General features: G+C 64.5%; 21 protein-coding genes. 6 read left to right on the plus strand and 15 right to left on the minus strand.

Annotation, left to right across the window (positions count from 1 at the left end; all coding sequences use genetic code 11):
• Positions 1-29 precede the first annotated feature (29 nt).
• Complete coding sequence (locus tag IFT54_RS06820; RefSeq protein WP_031439672.1) at positions 30-668, minus strand: carbonic anhydrase; 639 nt, start codon at positions 666-668, stop codon at positions 30-32.
• A complete protein-coding gene (locus IFT54_RS06825) occupies positions 665-2,245 on the minus strand; it encodes a SulP family inorganic anion transporter (protein ID WP_051916675.1) in 1,581 nt (526 codons plus the stop codon). The genes IFT54_RS06820 and IFT54_RS06825 overlap by 4 nt, the downstream gene beginning before the upstream one ends.
• A 216-nt stretch (positions 2,246-2,461) precedes the next feature.
• Here IFT54_RS06825 and IFT54_RS06830 point away from each other — a divergent pair, with 216 nt between their 5' ends.
• Both IFT54_RS06830 and IFT54_RS06835 read left to right on the plus strand, forming a co-directional pair.
• The gene (locus IFT54_RS06830; RefSeq protein WP_031439670.1) at positions 2,462-3,001 is read left to right on the plus strand and encodes a J domain-containing protein; all 540 of its coding nucleotides are present in this window, start codon (positions 2,462-2,464) and stop codon (positions 2,999-3,001) included.
• Complete coding sequence (locus IFT54_RS06835) at positions 2,986-3,348, plus strand: (2Fe-2S) ferredoxin domain-containing protein (RefSeq protein ID WP_342354779.1); 363 nt, start codon at positions 2,986-2,988, stop codon at positions 3,346-3,348. The genes IFT54_RS06830 and IFT54_RS06835 overlap by 16 nt, the downstream gene beginning before the upstream one ends.
• Here the strand turns inward: IFT54_RS06835 and IFT54_RS06840 are convergent.
• The 9 genes from IFT54_RS06840 to IFT54_RS20705 form a co-directional block, all read right to left on the minus strand.
• Positions 3,345-3,752 (minus strand): SufE family protein, encoded by a 408-nt coding sequence (locus IFT54_RS06840; protein ID WP_192070031.1) that lies wholly within the window; start codon positions 3,750-3,752, stop codon positions 3,345-3,347. The two genes, IFT54_RS06835 and IFT54_RS06840, sit on opposite strands and share 4 nt — an antisense overlap.
• Before the next feature lie 68 nt (positions 3,753-3,820).
• Complete coding sequence (locus tag IFT54_RS06845; RefSeq protein ID WP_031396340.1) at positions 3,821-4,060, minus strand: hypothetical protein; 240 nt, start codon at positions 4,058-4,060, stop codon at positions 3,821-3,823.
• A gap of 12 nt (positions 4,061-4,072) precedes the next feature.
• Entirely contained in the window at positions 4,073-4,312 is a 240-nt protein-coding gene (locus tag IFT54_RS06850) for a hypothetical protein (RefSeq protein ID WP_031439668.1), read from the minus strand.
• A gap of 21 nt (positions 4,313-4,333) precedes the next feature.
• Positions 4,334-4,603: a hypothetical protein gene (locus IFT54_RS06855; RefSeq protein ID WP_031396338.1), complete on the minus strand. Its 270-nt coding sequence runs from the start codon at positions 4,601-4,603 to the stop codon at positions 4,334-4,336.
• Positions 4,604-4,614: 11 nt separating this feature from the next.
• On the minus strand, positions 4,615-4,917 hold the full coding sequence (locus tag IFT54_RS06860) for a hypothetical protein (RefSeq protein WP_192070161.1): 303 nt from the start codon (positions 4,915-4,917) through the stop codon (positions 4,615-4,617).
• A gap of 27 nt (positions 4,918-4,944) precedes the next feature.
• Positions 4,945-5,328: an envelope stress response membrane protein PspC gene (gene pspC / locus IFT54_RS06865; RefSeq protein ID WP_192070032.1), complete on the minus strand. Its 384-nt coding sequence runs from the start codon at positions 5,326-5,328 to the stop codon at positions 4,945-4,947.
• A gap of 1 nt (position 5,329) precedes the next feature.
• A complete protein-coding gene (gene pspB / locus IFT54_RS06870) occupies positions 5,330-5,638 on the minus strand; it encodes an envelope stress response membrane protein PspB (RefSeq protein WP_159511114.1) in 309 nt (102 codons plus the stop codon).
• Position 5,639: 1 nt separating this feature from the next.
• Entirely contained in the window at positions 5,640-6,305 is a 666-nt protein-coding gene (pspA, locus tag IFT54_RS06875; RefSeq protein ID WP_031396334.1) for a phage shock protein PspA, read from the minus strand.
• Positions 6,306-6,344: 39 nt separating this feature from the next.
• Complete coding sequence (locus IFT54_RS20705) at positions 6,345-6,479, minus strand: hypothetical protein (RefSeq protein WP_260171278.1); 135 nt, start codon at positions 6,477-6,479, stop codon at positions 6,345-6,347.
• A gap of 174 nt (positions 6,480-6,653) precedes the next feature.
• Here IFT54_RS20705 and pspF point away from each other — a divergent pair, with 174 nt between their 5' ends.
• A complete protein-coding gene (gene pspF / locus IFT54_RS06880; protein ID WP_192070033.1) occupies positions 6,654-7,715 on the plus strand; it encodes a phage shock protein operon transcriptional activator in 1,062 nt (353 codons plus the stop codon).
• A gap of 104 nt (positions 7,716-7,819) precedes the next feature.
• Positions 7,820-8,434, plus strand: a complete 615-nt coding sequence (locus IFT54_RS06885) for a superoxide dismutase (RefSeq protein ID WP_031396332.1) — start codon at positions 7,820-7,822, stop codon at positions 8,432-8,434.
• A gap of 49 nt (positions 8,435-8,483) precedes the next feature.
• On the opposite strand, the gene IFT54_RS06890 is transcribed toward IFT54_RS06885, so the two are convergent.
• From IFT54_RS06890 to IFT54_RS06905, 4 genes are all read right to left on the minus strand, one after another.
• Complete coding sequence (locus IFT54_RS06890; protein ID WP_342354780.1) at positions 8,484-9,095, minus strand: septation protein A; 612 nt, start codon at positions 9,093-9,095, stop codon at positions 8,484-8,486.
• 45 nt (positions 9,096-9,140) lie between these two features.
• Positions 9,141-10,076 carry a signal recognition particle-docking protein FtsY gene (gene ftsY / locus IFT54_RS06895; RefSeq protein ID WP_031396330.1) on the minus strand — a complete coding sequence of 312 codons (936 nt, stop codon included), beginning with the start codon at positions 10,074-10,076 and terminating at the stop codon, positions 9,141-9,143.
• Complete coding sequence (gene mtaB / locus IFT54_RS06900; RefSeq protein ID WP_192070034.1) at positions 10,073-11,320, minus strand: tRNA (N(6)-L-threonylcarbamoyladenosine(37)-C(2))-methylthiotransferase MtaB; 1,248 nt, start codon at positions 11,318-11,320, stop codon at positions 10,073-10,075. Before mtaB ends, ftsY begins: the two co-directional genes overlap by 4 nt.
• Before the next feature lie 116 nt (positions 11,321-11,436).
• Positions 11,437-13,062 (minus strand): putative bifunctional diguanylate cyclase/phosphodiesterase, encoded by a 1,626-nt coding sequence (locus IFT54_RS06905; RefSeq protein ID WP_183935325.1) that lies wholly within the window; start codon positions 13,060-13,062, stop codon positions 11,437-11,439.
• 306 nt (positions 13,063-13,368) lie between these two features.
• On the opposite strand from IFT54_RS06905, the gene ffh reads away from it, so the two are divergent.
• Positions 13,369-14,898: a signal recognition particle protein gene (gene ffh / locus IFT54_RS06910; RefSeq protein ID WP_192070035.1), complete on the plus strand. Its 1,530-nt coding sequence runs from the start codon at positions 13,369-13,371 to the stop codon at positions 14,896-14,898.
• Between the two features lie 66 nt (positions 14,899-14,964).
• Positions 14,965-15,387, plus strand: coding sequence for a 30S ribosomal protein S16 (gene rpsP, locus IFT54_RS06915; RefSeq protein ID WP_159511110.1), 423 nt, complete (start codon positions 14,965-14,967; stop codon positions 15,385-15,387).
• Positions 15,388-15,492: the final 105 nt, after the last annotated feature.

Consider the following 15,492-nt stretch of genomic DNA (forward strand, 5'->3'; position numbering starts at 1 on the left):
TGCCCTCCCCGTAGGGGGAGGGACTGACGTCACACCAGCACCTTCTCCGGCCGGCCGATCTCGTCGAGAACCGTATCGGCGGCGATCTCCATCAGCGGTTTGATGTGGCCGTCGCGCATGTCGTACACCCAGCCGTGGAGCGCCAGTTCTTGGCCCTTGGCGAATGCATCCTGCACCGTCTTGGTACGCGCGAGGCGAACGAGCTGGTCGCGGACGTTGACCTCGACGAACCGGTTGACCTTCGCTTCCTGGGTCGGCTGTGCATCGATCTCGTCGCGGTGATCGCGCAGCACTTCGCGCGCCGTATCGAGCCACTCGTCCACGGGACCGTCCAGTCCGCCTTGCAGCGTACCCATGATGCCGCCGCAACCGTGATGCCCGCAGACGATGACATGCTTCACCTTCAGTACGTCGACCGCATATTGCAGCACCGACATGAGGTTCAGGTCGTGATCGTTGACGAGGTTGGCGATGTTGCGGTGGATGAACATCCCGCCCGGCTGAGTCATCGTCATCTGTTCGGGACTGACGCGACTGTCCGAGCAGCCGATCCACAGGAATTCCGGCTTCTGGCCGACCGTCTGGCGGCTGAAGAAGTCGGGATTCTCATCGGTATGCTCTGCAACCCAGGCCTTGTTGGCGAGCAGCAGCTGTTTGTAGCGTCTCATGTGTACAGAACCTCGCTCGATGGCGCGTTGATCAACGCGGCACGCTTGCCGGCGATATCGCCGCGCAGGCTGACGGTGATGCCGCGATATTCCGCGCCTTTGATGAACGCGTTGATGATGTCGATATTGTCGAGGTCGACATAACTGGTCGACGACAGGTCGATCAACACCTGCGTATTATCGGGCACGCGGTTCAGCGACTTCTGCAATTCATATTTGTGGATGAAATACAGGTTGCGGCGCGCACGGACGAGGCAGTCGTCGCCATCGCAGGCAAAGGTGATCGCGGTACGGAAGTTGCGTGCAATGACGAACACGAAGCCGACGACGATGCCAATCACGATGCCCTCGAGCAAATCGGTGAACAAGATCGCGCCGACCGTGACGACGAAGGGGATGAACTGCGTCCAGCCCTGCTTGTAGCGTTCCAGAAACAGCTTCGGCTTGGTCAGCTTGTAACCGGTCGCGATCAGCACCGCGGCAAGCGCCGATAGCGGGATCAGGTTAAGCAGCGACGGGATCAGTGCAACGCTGATCAGCAGCCAGAAGCCGTGGAGCATGGTCGAAAGCTTGCTCTCTGCCTTGGCGTCGACATTGGCCGATGATCGGACGATCACCGACGTGACGGGTAGCCCGCCGATCATGCCCGACAGGATGTTACCCCCGCCCTGCGCGAGCAACTCCCAGTTCTTGTCGGTGGAGCGACGGCGCGGATCGATCTCGTCGACCGCTTTCACGCTGAGCAGCGACTCCAAGCTCGCGACGATTGCGAGCGTGACCGCAGTTGTCCAGACGATGCCCATGCTGATGCCGGAAAAGTCCGGGAGCGTGAACAGCGTGGGAAATTCGGAAAGCTTCTGCGTGACGGGTACCTGGACGAGATGTGTCGCCTGGAGCTGCCAATCAGGCTTGACCGCGCCCAGCAGCGCGTTGCCGAGCACGCCGATCAGGACGACGACGAGCGGGCCGGGGACAAACCGGAGCGGGCCATTCTTCGGTTTCGCGCCGTCCCACCAGAACAGGAACGCCAGGCTGATCCCGGCAATCAGGATCGCACCGGGGGTCACGCTCGCGCTCAGGCTGTCGATGATTCGCGAGAAGGTGTTGACGCCGTTGGCGGTGGAGAATTCGAAGATCCCCTCGGCCTCGCGGTCGAAGCCGACCGCGTGCGGAATCTGCTTGAGGATAAGGATCAGGCCGATCGCGGCCAGCATCCCGGTGATCACCGAGGAGGGCACGAATTCGCTGAGGATACCCGCGCGCGTCAGCGAAAAGCCGATCTGAAGCACGCCCGCCAGCACGACGGCCATCAGGAACATCTGGTAGCTCGGCATGCTTTCGATCGCCGCGAGGACGATCACGGTCAAGCCTGCAGCCGGTCCGCTGACCGACAAAGGAGATTTTGAGAAGAGCCCGACGGCGATGCCGCCGACGATCCCGGCGATGACACCCGCGAACAGTGGCGCACCTGACGCTAGCGCAACGCCCAGACACAGGGGCAGGGCGACAAGGGCGACCACGATCGACGCGGGAAGATCGGCCCGCCACGTGCTTAGCTTCGGAATGAGAGTTTGCACCAAGGCTCCTGTCGCCGCGACGTCGGCCGGGATGCGCCCGGAGCAGACGCTTTACCCTATGCCAGATGACAATTTATTCATGTTCATTAGGCGATGAACGCCTCCTGACTCAAGGCGCAATGTCGGTCCCGGCCGCAGGTGCGGGCGCGTGGCTTGATCGTTTGGCGGTGCGGTACGCGGTTGCGTTGACGGTGGGGACGCCTATCTCGAACGGCTATGGCGCGAAGCACGACACGTACACCCGATTGGGGATTTCCGCGGTGGCGCGGCTATGGCTCTAGCAGCGAGGCGGTGACGGTTCGATTGTGCGACCGGCACGGCTGCAACGAACCCGGCAATTGCCCGGCGCCGAAATCGCCCAACAGCCCGGACCGCTGGTATTTCTGCATGACGCATGCGGGCGAGTATAATCGCGGCTGGAATTATTTCGAAGGTCTGAGCGCCGAGGAAGCTGCCGAGCGCGAGGCGGCGGAAACGCGCACCGCGGATGGCTATGCGGATCCTAAGCATTATGCCTGGGCGGGATCGGGCGACGGCAGTCGGTCGCGCGACGAGATGCGTGCGCTTGAAGTGCTGCAGCTCGAACCCGATGCGACGTTCGAAGATGTCCGTGCCGCGTGGCGGCGAATGGCCAAGGCCAATCACCCCGATGTGCGTCCGGGCGACAAGGACGCAGCAACGCGGTTCCAGGGTGTCCAGGCCGCTTACGAGGTCTTGCGCGCCGCAGAGGATGCACGGACGTGGAAGCCGGCGTGATCCGCGTGCTGGCGAGCCGCTGGCAGGGCAGCGTGCTGGTCTGCGGCAAATGTTCGAAGAAGCTCGCGGGCGGGTTTGGCGACAAGCGCCGCACGCCGCTCGCCAAGCTGTTGCGTGCCGCGCTCGGGCTGAAGAAGGGGCGCAAGGCCGACCGCGGCGTGGTCGAGGTCAAATGTCTTGGGGTATGCCCCAAGAATGCAGTCGTGATGATTGATGCGGCCAGGCCCGATTGGTGGATGATGGTCCCCGCCGGCGCCGACGTTGGCGAGATCGTAACGACGCTGCGCGGGGGTGATGCCTCTCCGCCGTGCCCTCCCCGGGTGGAAGACGGCCTCAAGGCCGCCTAGCTGGCGTAGCGTTCGGCGGTCTCGCGGATCAACGCGATCATGTTCGGGATTCCCTGCGTCCGGTTCGAACTGAGTTGCTTGCCGAGATCGAACGGCGCCAGTTCCGTACCGATGTCGGTCGCGACGATCGCCGCCGGTGGTTGGTCCTGCACCGCTTGCAGGACGAGCGCGATGATCCCCTTGGTGATCGCAGCGTTCGAATCCGCAAGGAAATGGAGTCGGCCGTCGTCGGTCTTCATCGGATAGACCCACACGGATGCCGAGCAGCCGCGAACCAGCGTCGCATCGGTCTTCAGGGCATCGGGCATGGGTTCGAGATCGCGTCCGAGGTCAATCAGAAGGCGGTAGCGGTCGTCGGGTTCGAGGAAGTCATATTCCTCATGGATATCGGCTAGCTTGGGCATGGCGTCGCGGTACTCCCGCGTCATCTCGCCCGCAACCGCTGCGCGTGCGGCAGGACACGATTGCCGCGCTACAGGTCGACCCCGGCGGCGATCGCCTCCAGCTTCTTGATGCGTTCCTTCAGGTCTGCGATCTCGATGCGCGCGCCAGTCGACACCGCCACGGGCAGGCCGGTGTCGTGCGCTTGGTCGATCTCCAGGCGCCTGATCGACAGCCAGCCGCGCCAGCCGGCGAGTCCCGCGGTGACGATCATCGCGAGCGCCACCAGGCCGGTCAGCGCGAGCGTGATATAGACGTTCGGTTCGGTCATGTCCGCCTCCTCCTAGCGGTCGCGGAGCCGCTCGATCTCTCGGTCGAGATCGACGCTCTTGTGGTTGTCGGTGATGACGCGTTCGAGCACCTGGATGCGCTCCTTCATCTGGCGCACCTCGTCGCGCAGACGCAGCGTGTCGGCGGTGTCAGCCGGGGCGGAAAGCGACCCTTGGGCTTGGTACCGCGCCCGGAGCACGCGGGAGACCGCCACGATCAAAACGATACAGACGACCATCGTGAAGGGATTCATCGGTCAGCTCCTGAATACGGATTAGTTTAGGGGGCGCTCGTCGCGGAGCAGGTCGATCTCGTCCGCCAGGCCGATCCCGCGGTCGGTAACGATCCGTTCCAGCACCCTCACACGCTGTTCGAGACGTTCATTCTGTGCCGCATATTGTGCGGACTTTTCGGCGACGAGTTGGGCATCGATTTCCATCCGGCGCTGCCGATAGGCGAACCAGGGCTTGACGAACACGCCGCCGAAGATCGCGAGCAGGCCGCAGGATATGCCAAGAATGGGAATGAGCAGGGGGCTGATCATGGCGGCGTCCTCTATCGCGGCTGGAGGCGGAGAGCCTCGATCTCGCGGGCGGTACGCTCCGCGGGATCGGTGGCGATGCGCTCAAGAACGGCAATCCGCTCTTCGAGACGGGAGACCTGGCCGGTCAGACGCTCGTTTTCGCCGGACAGTAGCTCCAGCTTGCGGGCGTCCTTCGGGTCGACCCGGTGCGTCTTCCCGCTCCACTCATCCTCCAGCGCATAGCCATGCTTTGCGCGGATCCAGTTGTTGATCACCCATCCCACCGTCGTGATCGCGATGATCGCGACGACGAAACCCGGTCCACCCCAATTCATCGTCATTCTCCCCGTCTACGCCGCGTCTCAGCGCAGGCTGTCGATCTCTGCCGCGAGGCTGCTGCTGCTCCGGCTGGTATAGTGCGTCTCGATGTCGGCGAGACGACGATCGATTTCGCGGAACTTGCTGCGGACCTCTGCGGTCGAGCGCTTCGGGTTCGAGCGGACGCCCTGCCAGAACTTCGCGTCGTCGGGCGTTTCGTACAGTCCGAACGGCTTTGGCTGTCCCATCCACGCGACCAGCCAATAGGCGATCAGCGTCCAGGGAAAGCCCCCGGCCAGCGTCAGCAGGACGACCGAGACGCGGACGATCAGGACATCGATCCCGGTATAGTCGGCGATCCCTGCGCAGACGCCCTTCCATTTGGCGTTCTGCTTGTCGAGGTAGAATTGGGTGCGGCTGGCGGACATTTCAGTTCCTCCGATCCATGTTGCGTTCAAAGCGGGAGTCGATCGGGCGGTCAGCCTGGCGATCGGACAGATAGGACGACTGGCTGGTGCCGAGCCCCGGCTTCCAGTCGGGATTATCGGCGGCGATGATCCGCTCGACCGTCAGCACCCGGTCCTCGAGCCGGCGGGCGAGGAGCTGCATCTCGTCGAGCAGTCGTTCGTCCTCATCGGTGATCTTGGGTGCGGTCTTCCACTTGGTGACATAATGCAGGATCAGCCAGGGCAGCCCGACGAGCGCGCCGAGAATGGCGACGAGTCCTTCGAAATCCATTTCAGTCGTCCTTCTTCAGGCGGGCCTTGAGCGCGGCGAGCTGGGCATCGACCTTGTCGTTGCTGCGCAGCTCGGCAATCTCTTCCTCGAGCGTCTTGACGACACCGAGCCCCATCGCGTCGGCGCGACCCTCGGCCTCGTCGACGCGGCGGTCGAGAATGTCGAAGCGGCTGAAAGCCTCGTGCGTCTTCGGGCCGTTATACATCTCGCGAAGCCGGGTGCGGTTGTTCGCGCTTTCCAGCCGCGTCTGCACCGCATTCTGCTTGGTCCGCGCCTCGCGCAGCTTGGTCTGCAGCTTGGCGATGTCCGCCTCGGACGCGCTGAGCGCGTCGTCGAGGACGCCGACTTCCGCCTTGAGCTGTTCGGCCATGTCGGACGCCTTCTGGCGTTCGACCAGCGCAGCCTTGGCAAGATCCTCACGGTCCTTGCTCAGCGCGAGCTCGGCCTTCTCGGTCCAGTTTTCCTGGAGCTGTTCCAGCTTGGCGATATGGCGGCGCATCTCCTTCTGGTCCGCGATGGTGCGCGCGGCGGAAGCGCGAACCTCGACCAGCGTTTCCTCCATCTCCAGGATGATCATCCGGATCATCTTGGCCGGATCCTCCGCCTTCTCGATGAGGTCGGCGAAGTTGGCGGCAACGATGTCGCGGGTGCGGGAAAAAATGCCCATGTAAATTCTACTCCAGGGTCTTCGTGCGGCGGACGAACCTTATGCCACGATTGCGGTGTGTCGCGTAGCGGGCGCCTGATGTGCGGGCGCCACCGCCGCGAGGATGAAGGTGGCGCTGACGACGAAGGTGCAGGCGAGCGTGGCGACGGTGCGGACGATGTCGGTCTTGATCATGATGTGTCCCCTTTGAGGCGATGGTTGGTTCCGCCTTTGGGCGGGTTGTCCAAAGCTTTGCATCAGTCGTGCCAGTTTTAGAAAAGCCCGGAAATCATGCGGTTGTGCCGGCAGAGCGTCGAGCGGGCAGATTGTTCCTTGCTATGCGTTGGGAATTTCCGCCACACTTTGGCAATGGAGAGAACAACGCAGGTCATCGGCCAGTCCGGCGCGTTCATGGGAGCGCTCGAACGTGCGTCGCGCGCGGCGGCGCTCGACCGACCGGTGCTCGTGATCGGGGAACGCGGCACGGGCAAGGAACTGGTCGCCGAGCGACTCCACCGGTTGAGCCCGCGTTGGGACCAGCCCCTCGTGATCATGAACTGTGCCGCGCTGCCCGAGACGCTGATCGAGGCAGAATTGTTCGGACATGAGGCCGGCGCGTTCACTGGCGCGACCAAGGCCCGGGTCGGGCGGTTCGAGGAAGCCCATGGCGGTACCCTGTTCCTCGACGAGCTGGGTACGCTGTCGATGGCGGCGCAGGACCGGTTGCTGCGCGCCGTCGAATATGGCGAGATCACGCGGATCGGCTCGTCGCGGCCGCTGCGCGTCGACGTCCGGATCGTGGCTGCGACCAACGAGCATCTGCCCGACAAAGTGATGCGGCATGAATTTCGCGCCGACCTGCTCGATCGGTTGTCGTTCGAGGTCGTCACGCTGCCGCCGCTGCGCGCGCGCGTCGGTGACGTGATGGTGCTGGCGGACCATTTCGGTCGACGGATGGCGTCCGAGCTCGGGCGCGAGCGGTGGGAGGGGTTCGGACCCTCCGCACGCGCTGCGCTGGCGGACTATGACTGGCCGGGCAATGTCCGTGAGCTGCGCAACGTCGTCGAACGCGCGGTCTATCGCTGGGAGCATGAGGGGCCGATCGATGCGATCGAGATCGATCCATTCCAGTCGCCGCACAGGCCGGGCGCTGCGGACCGCAAGCCCGTCCTGCCACCAGCCCCAGCATCGCCGTCTGCCGGCGCGACTGGTAACGCGACAGAGGATGACGCCGACGATCCGGTCGTCGCGTGCGAGGACGGGCCGTCGGATTTCAAGTCGCGCGTGTCCCGCTTCGAGCGCGACCTGTTGTCGCGCGCGCTGGCCGAGCATCGCTTCAACCAGCGCGCCACCGCCGAGGCGCTCGGGCTCAGCTATGACCAGTTGCGGCATGCCCTCAAGCGCCACGAGCTGTTGCACGCCGGCGGCTGATCGACGTCCGATCCGCTTGTGTAACGACCGTCCGGGGACCATTTGGGGGCCGCGGGCGTTTGACGTCCGACCCCATTCACCCATTGTCTTTGAGGAGACTCCCGATGGCTTTCGAACTTCCCCCGCTGCCTTACGCTTATGATGCGCTCGAGCCCGTGATCGATCAGGAAACGATGAAGTTTCATCACGACAAGCATCATGCGGCATACACGGCCAAGCTGAACGAGGGCGTCGAGAAGGACTCCGCGCTTGCGGGCAAGTCGATCGAGGACATTCTCGGCATGATCTCGTCGCAGCCGCCGCTCGTGCGCAACAATGGCGGCGGCTTCTGGAACCACGACTTCTTCTGGAAGACGATGGCAGCCAAGACGGGCCAGGCGCCGTCGGGCAAGCTTGCCGAGGCAATCGATCGCGATTTCGGCAGCCTCGACAAGCTGAAGGACGAGTTCAACACCAAGGGTGCAGGGCAGTTCGGGTCGGGCTGGGCATGGCTGATCGCCGATGACAGCGGCAAGCTGAAGGTCACGAGCACGCCGAATCAGGACAACCCGCTGATGGACGATGCCAAGGAGCCCGGTACGCCGCTGCTCGGCAACGACGTCTGGGAGCACGCCTATTACCTGACGTACAAGAATGATCGCCCGGGCTATCTGAAGGCGTGGTGGGATATCGTGAACTGGGATGTCGTCGGCGAGCGCTACGCGAAGGTCGCTGGCTGAGCCGATCCCGTTACTGTCATCCTGGCTTGGCCAGGATGACGAACATTGATTATTCTTCGGGCGGCAGGTCGGTGACGACCTTGTCGCCCGTTTGCAATCCATTCTTGAGCAGCATCGGAATATTGGCAAAGGCGAAGATCAACGTCATCGGAATCGCGCCCCAGAGCTTGAAGCCGACCCAGAAATCCCACGTGGTGTTCCGCCAGACGACTTCGTTCAATACTGCCATGAACACGAAGAATACGGTCCAGTTGCGCGTGAGTTTGCGCCAGCCCTCGGCCGTCAGTCCTGGATAAGCGGTGCCCAGCAGCGACTGAAGCAGCGGGCGCCCGGTCACCAGCCCGAAGGTCAGGATGGCGGCGAACATCGCGTAGATGATCGTGGGCTTCATCTGGATAAAGCGCTGGTCATGGAAATAGATCGTCAGGCCGCCGAATACGACGATCAGCGCACCTGACATCCACAGCATCGGCGAGATATGTCCCGCCTTTACCTTCGAGACGATCATCGCGACGATCGTCGCGACGATGAACGCGGTCGTCGCGGTGACCACGCGCGCGATCGGTGCGCCGGGGGTGAGGAAGTTCACCGCGAAGAAGATCGCCAGCGGACCATAATCGATCGCCATGCGCAGGCCAGGGGACAGGGGGGGCTTGGTCACTATTGTATCCAGGAATTGCGGTAAGACCGGAGAGCGGGCGTCGTATTATTTTCGGACGCTTTCGACGCCCGCGATGATCCGGCTGACCTCGTTTGCGTCGAACGGGCGCAGGTCCGTCATGCCTTCGCCGATACCGATCGCGTGGATCGGCAGGCCGTATTTCTCCGCCGCTGCGACCAGCACGCCGCCGCGCGCGGTGCCGTCAAGCTTGGTCATCACGACGCCGGTCACGCCCGCCACCTCCTTGAAGACTTCAATCTGCTGGAGCGCATTCTGCCCCGTCGTCGCATCGAGGACGAGGACGATGTCGTGCGGGCTCTCGGGATTGATACGGCCGAGCACGCGACGGATCTTGGCGAGCTCGTCCATCAGTTCGCGCTTGTTCTGCAGACGGCCCGCGGTGTCGACGATCAGCACGTCGATCCCCGTCTCGGTCGCCTTCTTTACCGCATCCCAGACGACGCCCGCTGCGTCGCCGCCTTCCGGTCCGGTGACGATCGGCACGCCAACGCGCTCGGCCCAGGTGCGCAACTGGCCGATCGCAGCGGCGCGGAACGTGTCGCCTGCCGCCAGCATGACGCCGTAATCCTGTTCCATTAGCAGATGCGCGAGCTTGGCGATGGTGGTGGTCTTGCCCGACCCGTTGACGCCAATCACCAGGATAACCTGCGGGCGTGGGAAGGCGTCGATCTCGAGCGGCTTGGCGACCTTGGCGAGGACCTTTTCGACCTCTTCCGCGACGATGACGCGGATGCCGAGCTCTTCCATGTTGCGCTCGAAACTGCCCTCGGCAAGACGATGGCGGATGCGGCCGGCGGTTTCGGGACCGAGGTCCGATGCGATCAGCGCCTCCTCGATCTCGTCGAGCGTCGCATCGTCGAGCCGCGCGCCGCTGAGGCCCGCGAGATTGCCGACGAGCCGGTCAGAGGTACGCTTGAAGCCGCCGATGAGTTTGTCGTGCCAGCTTGGGGTGGTGCTCATAGGGATTCCCGTGTTGCGCTCAGGCGCTCGCCCAGAACGCCGGTGATCGTGATTCGGAGGATGTCGCCGGGTGCCGCAGGCGCGTCCAGCAGGACTTCCGCGAAATTTCCGACATGGCCGCGGTCGCCCGGACGTTCGACCAGCAGGTGCTGCGTCGTCCCAACCAGCTTCTGCAACCATGCCGCGCGAACAGCCTGGCCCGTCTCGCGGAGGATCGCGGCGCGTCGGCGGCGGATCTCGGGCTCGACCTGCGGCATCCGGGCGGCGGGGGTGCCGGCCCGCGGTGAATAGGGGAAGATGTGCGAATGAACGATGTCGCAGTCAGCGATCAGCGCATGCGTGTTCTGGAACATCGCCTCGTCCTCGGTCGGAAACCCGGCGATCAGGTCCGCGCCGATCGCTATGTCGGGGCGGGCGGTCTTGAGCCGCTGGACGAGCGCCACGCTCTCGGCGCGCGAATGACGTCGTTTCATCCGCTTCAACACCATGTCGTCGCCCGCCTGGAGCGAGAGGTGGACGTGCGGCATGATCCGGGGCTCGGTCGTCAGAAGCGCGAAGAGCCGGTCGTCGATCTCGATGCCGTCGAGCGACGACAGACGGAGCCGCTCGAGCCGCGGCACCGCGTGCAGAATGCGCTCGACAAGCTGGCCGAGCGTGGGGGCGCCGGGAAGATCGGGGCCATAGCTGGTCAGGTCGACGCCAGTCAGCACGATCTCGCGGTGTCCTGCATCGACCAGCCCGGCAATCCGGTCGACGACTGCGCCTGCGGGGACCGAGCGGCTTGGTCCGCGTCCGAACGGGATCGCGCAGAAGGTGCAGCGATGATCGCAGCCATTCTGGACCTCGACAAAGGCGCGGGCATGCGCCGAAAAGCTCGCGGCCAGATGCGGCGCGGTTTCGCGAATCTGCATGATGTCGCTGACGACGACGGGGGCGGGCATGTCCCAAGCTGCGGCGGAGAGCTTGTCGGCATTGCCGATCACGCGATCGACCTCGGGCATCGCGGCAAAGGCACCCGGGTCGATCTGCGCTGCGCATCCGGTGACGACAATCTGCGCATCCGGGCGATCGCGCCGGGCCCGGCGGATCGCAACCCGCGTCGCCTTCACTGCCGCGTTGGTGACGGCGCAGCTGTTGACCACGACCATGTCCCGCCCGGCGACGAGCGCGCGGATGGTCTCGCTTTCGGCGATGTTGAGACGGCAGCCGAGGCTGACGACCTCTGGCAGCGGGGCAGACGGCATGATGCGCGATCTAGGAGGGGCGGGGGGCAAAGTCCACGGCTTGCAGCGCCGGGCTGGAGTAAGGATGGCGGCTCTGCGGTCGGCACGTCCGTGGTCAGGCTGCGGCGGGGCCGCCGTCAACCAGCGAGTCGTGGCGCTATGCCGCGGACCGGGGGGAAATCGCCATCGGGCTGGTGTGCGAGCAGGCGCTGTTCGGCGAGCAGCCGGCGCAGCTGCGCGGCGTTCATGGGGCGGCCGTAGAGATAGCCCTGTCCCTTGGCGCAGCCGAGCGCGCGCAGCCGCTCCTCGACCGCGGCGTCCTCGATGCCCTCGGCGGTGACCGGCAGGTTCAGGCTGTCGCCAAGCCGGACGATCGTGTTGACGATCGCCATGCTCTCCGCATTGTCGAGGATCGACGCGACGAAGCTGTGGTCGATCTTGATACGGTCGAACGGCAGCGCGCGCAGGTGTGCGAGGCTGGAAAAGCCGGTGCCGAAATCGTCGAGCGCCAGTCGGATGCCCTGATTCTTCAGGCTGCCGACGATCGATTGGGCAAGCGCCAGATTGTCGAACAGCGCGCTTTCGGTAACCTCGATCTCGAGCCGGCTGGCGGGAAAGCCCGTCTCGACCAGCGTCTTGATGATCTTTTGCGCCAGCCACGCGTCGCGCAGCTGGACCGGGGAAATGTTGATCGACAGCGTCAGCGCCGAATCCCAGTCGCGTGCCGCAGTACAGGCCTGGCGCATGAGCGAAAGCGACAGGTCGCCGATGACGCCAATCTCCTCGGCGATCGGGATGAAGACGTCCGGGGGGATCATGCCGCGCGTCGGATGGTCCCAGCGCGCCAGAACCTCGAACCCGGTGGTAAGCCCCGTGGCGAGATCCACCTGCTGTTCGAAATAAGGAATGATGTCCTGCGCGGCGACCGCGAGGCGAAGTCCGGACTCGAGCTCACCGCGCACCTGCAGCGATTGCTCCATCGCGGTGTTGAACCAGACGTGGCGGTTGCGGCCCGCCGTCTTGGCCGCGTGCAGGGCGATGTCCGCGTTCCGCAACAGCGCGTCAATCGAGGCACAGTCTGCGTCCGAGCGGGCGACGCCGATCGACACGGTGGCGTGAATGTCGACGCCGTTCGCACGGAAGGGCCGCGCGAAGCCGGTGACGAGACGCTCTGCGATCCGATCTGCCACCCCTTGATGCGCCGGATCGAAGACGAAGGCGCAGGCGAACTCGTCCGCGCCCAGGCGTGCCAGAAGGCTTGATGTGGGGGCGATGGCCGCGATCGTTTCCGCGACATGGACGAGCACCTGGTCGCCGACGGCATAGCCGTGCATGTCGTTGACGCTCTTGAAGAAGTCGACGTCGATTGTGAGCATCGCCACCACCTTGCCCCGGCGTCTCGCGCTGCCGAACAGGGTCGCGCCATCTTCGGACAGACTGCGGCGATTGAGGAATCCGGTCAGCGAATCCCGCTGTGCCAGAACGCGGGCGCGATGACCCGCATCGGTCGCCTCGTTGAGCTCGGCAGTGAGCGCGCGATAGCGCAGGCAGCCGAACAGCAACAGCGCGACGTTGAGCAGCACGGCGACAACCAGGCCTTGGTCGATACCCGAGCTGCGTCCCGTCAGACGGGCAAAGATGCCGACCAGAACGGCGCCGCCGGTACCGACGAGCATCAACGCTGCAGCCCCGGTCACGGCGCCGGTGACGAATTCCCGGTTGATGGTGCGGGGCGAACGGGTCGCCGCCGGCGGTGCGGTCATGGGCTGGATCGCCTGTGAGGTCGGGGCGGACACACATATGACATAGCATAAGTGTAGGACCGGTTAAGAGCGTCGATCCGTCCAATATGGCGGGGAGGGGCTTTGACGTTGGACGCCGTCGCCGCGCATCGACGGACGGGTCGCTTGCGTCGGCGGCCTGGGTCGCGTAAGCAGTACGCCACGTTCCGTTACGGGGCATATGTGACGAGCATCCAAGGATGCACGCTGGCCGGCGAGGTTTCGCCCGCCGGCGCTTTTGCGTTGGGCGTCGTCATGTGTCCGGTAATGGTGATTGGGAGTGTCTCGATGTTCGAAAGCCTGAGCGATCGTCTTGGTGGCGTCTTCGACCGCCTTCGCGGCCGGGGTGCGCTCACCGAAGCGGACGTGCGCGCAGCAATGCGCGAGGTGCGCGTTGCGCTGCTCGAAGCCGACGTCGCGCTGTCCGTCGCGCGCGAGTTCGTCGAGAAGGCGACCGAGAAGGCGATCGGCCAGAACGTCCTGCGCTCGGTCACGCCGGGGCAGCAGGTCGTCAAGATCGTCAGCGATGCGCTGGTCGAGATGCTGGGCGCGGATGCGTCCGAGCTCGATCTGGGCGTCACGCCGCCCGCGATCATCATGATGGTTGGGCTTCAGGGCTCGGGTAAGACGACCACCACCGCCAAGATCGCCAAGCGGCTGTCGGCAGGGCCGGGTGGGCGCGATCGCAAGAAGGTGCTGATGGCGTCGCTCGACGTCAATCGCCCGAACGCGCAGGAACAGCTCGCGACGCTCGGCACGCAGATTTCGGTCGCGACCTTGCCGATCGTCACCGGCCAGCAGCCGGTCGATATCGCACGGCGCGCGATGCAGGCGGCCAAGCTGCAGGGCTTCGACGTCCTGATGCTCGATACCGCGGGTCGCCTCCATGTCGATCAGGCGCTGATGGACGAGATGAAGGCGGTCGCCGACGTCGCGAACCCGGCCGAGATCCTTCTCGTCGTCGATTCGCTGACGGGTCAGGATGCGGTCAACGTCGCGCAGAACTTCTCCGATCAGGTGCCGCTCACGGGGATCGTGCTGACCCGGATGGACGGCGATGCGCGCGGCGGTGCGGCGCTGTCGATGCGTGCGGTTACCGGCAAGCCGATCAAGTTTGCGGGTACCGGCGAGAAGCTCGATGCGCTCGAGGCGTTCCATCCCGAGCGGGTCGCCGGGCGGATCCTCGGCATGGGCGACGTCGTCAGCCTCGTCGAGCGCGCCGCGGAGTCGATCCAGGCCGAAGACGCCGAGCGGATGGCGGCCAAGATGGCCAAGGGTCAGTTCGACATGAACGACCTGCGTGCTCAGCTGGCGCAGATGCAGCGGATGGGCGGGCTCGGTGCGCTGGCGGGTATGATCCCCGGCATGAAGAAGGCGCAGGGCGCGGTCGCTTCGGTCGGCGGTGAGAAAGTTCTCGTCCACATGGATGCGATGATCGGTTCGATGACCATCAAGGAGCGGGCCAAGCCCGAGCTGATCAACGCCAAGCGCAAGATCCGCATCGCCAAGGGCTCCGGCACCACGGTGCAGGAGGTCAACAAGCTGCTCAAGATGCACCTCGAAATGTCGACCGCCATGAAGAAGATCAAGAAGATGGGCGGCATGAAGGGCATGATGGCGATGCTCGGCAAGGGCGGCATGGGCGGCGGTCTCGGCGGCATCGGTAACGCGATCGGCGGGCCGCAGATGGGCGACATGCTCAACAAGGCCGGCGCAGGTGGGCTCCCTGGGGGCAATTCCGGGGGTGGCCTGCCGGGCCTGGGCGGGAAGATGCCGCAGCTGCCTGCGGGCTTCGACGATTTTCTGAAGAAGAAATAACCTCTTACTCAACCCCATTACCCCGGCGTTTGCCGGGCGAATTATTAGAAAACGAAGGAAAATATCATGGCAATCAACATTCGTCTCGCACGTGGCGGCTCCAAGAAGCGTCCGTATTACAAGATCGTCGTTGCCGATGCGCGCAGCCCGCGTGATGGCCGCTTCATCGAGAAGATCGGCAACTACAACCCGCTCCTCGCCAAGGACAACGAGCAGCGCGTGCAGCTCGACGCCGATCGCGCGAAGCATTGGCTGAGCGTCGGCGCGCAGCCGACCGACCGCGTCGCACGCTTCCTCGACGCAGCAGGCGTTCTCGAGCGTTCGGCACGCAACAACCCGAACAAGGGCAAGCCCGGCGAGAAGGCCACCGAGCGTGCTGAAGAGCGTGCGACCAAGGCGGCTGAAGCTGCCGAGGCCGAAGCAGCTGCAAAGGCGGCACCTGCTGCCGACGCGGAAGCTCCTGCTGAGACCGAAGAAGCCGCTTCGTAAGATCGTCTTCCTCGTCATCCCAGCGAGGGCTGGGATCCAGAGCCAGGGACGGCAGCGTCCTCGGCTCTGGATCCTGGGTCTAGCCTAGGATGACGGCTTGGGGTG

The sequence above is a fragment of the Sphingomonas sp. CFBP 13714 genome (assembly GCF_014842205.1).
Taxonomy (GTDB): domain Bacteria; phylum Pseudomonadota; class Alphaproteobacteria; order Sphingomonadales; family Sphingomonadaceae; genus Sphingomonas; species Sphingomonas aerolata.

Excerpts from the sequence above, each read along its gene's own strand:
- IFT54_RS06820 (WP_031439672.1), bottom strand. The coding sequence starts at position 668 with ATGAGACGCTACAAACAGCTGCTGCTCGCCAACAAGGCCTGGGTTGCA.
- mtaB (WP_192070034.1), bottom strand. The coding sequence starts at position 11,320 with ATGCCGTCTGCCCCGCTGCCAGAGGTCGTCAGCCTCGGCTGCCGTCTC.
- IFT54_RS06860 (WP_192070161.1), bottom strand. The coding sequence starts at position 4,917 with ATGAATTGGGGTGGACCGGGTTTCGTCGTCGCGATCATCGCGATCACG.
- ftsY (WP_031396330.1), bottom strand. The coding sequence starts at position 10,076 with ATGAGCACCACCCCAAGCTGGCACGACAAACTCATCGGCGGCTTCAAG.
- IFT54_RS06840 (WP_192070031.1), bottom strand. The coding sequence starts at position 3,752 with ATGCCCAAGCTAGCCGATATCCATGAGGAATATGACTTCCTCGAACCC.
- rpsP (WP_159511110.1), top strand. The coding sequence starts at position 14,965 with ATGGCAATCAACATTCGTCTCGCACGTGGCGGCTCCAAGAAGCGTCCG.
- pspC (WP_192070032.1), bottom strand. The coding sequence starts at position 5,328 with ATGTCCGCCAGCCGCACCCAATTCTACCTCGACAAGCAGAACGCCAAA.
- pspB (WP_159511114.1), bottom strand. The coding sequence starts at position 5,638 with ATGGATTTCGAAGGACTCGTCGCCATTCTCGGCGCGCTCGTCGGGCTG.
- pspF (WP_192070033.1), top strand. The coding sequence starts at position 6,654 with ATGGAGAGAACAACGCAGGTCATCGGCCAGTCCGGCGCGTTCATGGGA.
- IFT54_RS20705 (WP_260171278.1), bottom strand. The coding sequence starts at position 6,479 with ATGATCAAGACCGACATCGTCCGCACCGTCGCCACGCTCGCCTGCACC.
- IFT54_RS06855 (WP_031396338.1), bottom strand. The coding sequence starts at position 4,603 with ATGATCAGCCCCCTGCTCATTCCCATTCTTGGCATATCCTGCGGCCTG.
- ffh (WP_192070035.1), top strand. The coding sequence starts at position 13,369 with ATGTTCGAAAGCCTGAGCGATCGTCTTGGTGGCGTCTTCGACCGCCTT.
- IFT54_RS06850 (WP_031439668.1), bottom strand. The coding sequence starts at position 4,312 with ATGAATCCCTTCACGATGGTCGTCTGTATCGTTTTGATCGTGGCGGTC.
- IFT54_RS06845 (WP_031396340.1), bottom strand. The coding sequence starts at position 4,060 with ATGACCGAACCGAACGTCTATATCACGCTCGCGCTGACCGGCCTGGTG.
- pspA (WP_031396334.1), bottom strand. The coding sequence starts at position 6,305 with ATGGGCATTTTTTCCCGCACCCGCGACATCGTTGCCGCCAACTTCGCC.
- IFT54_RS06885 (WP_031396332.1), top strand. The coding sequence starts at position 7,820 with ATGGCTTTCGAACTTCCCCCGCTGCCTTACGCTTATGATGCGCTCGAG.
- IFT54_RS06905 (WP_183935325.1), bottom strand. The coding sequence starts at position 13,062 with ATGACCGCACCGCCGGCGGCGACCCGTTCGCCCCGCACCATCAACCGG.
- IFT54_RS06830 (WP_031439670.1), top strand. The coding sequence starts at position 2,462 with ATGGCGCGAAGCACGACACGTACACCCGATTGGGGATTTCCGCGGTGG.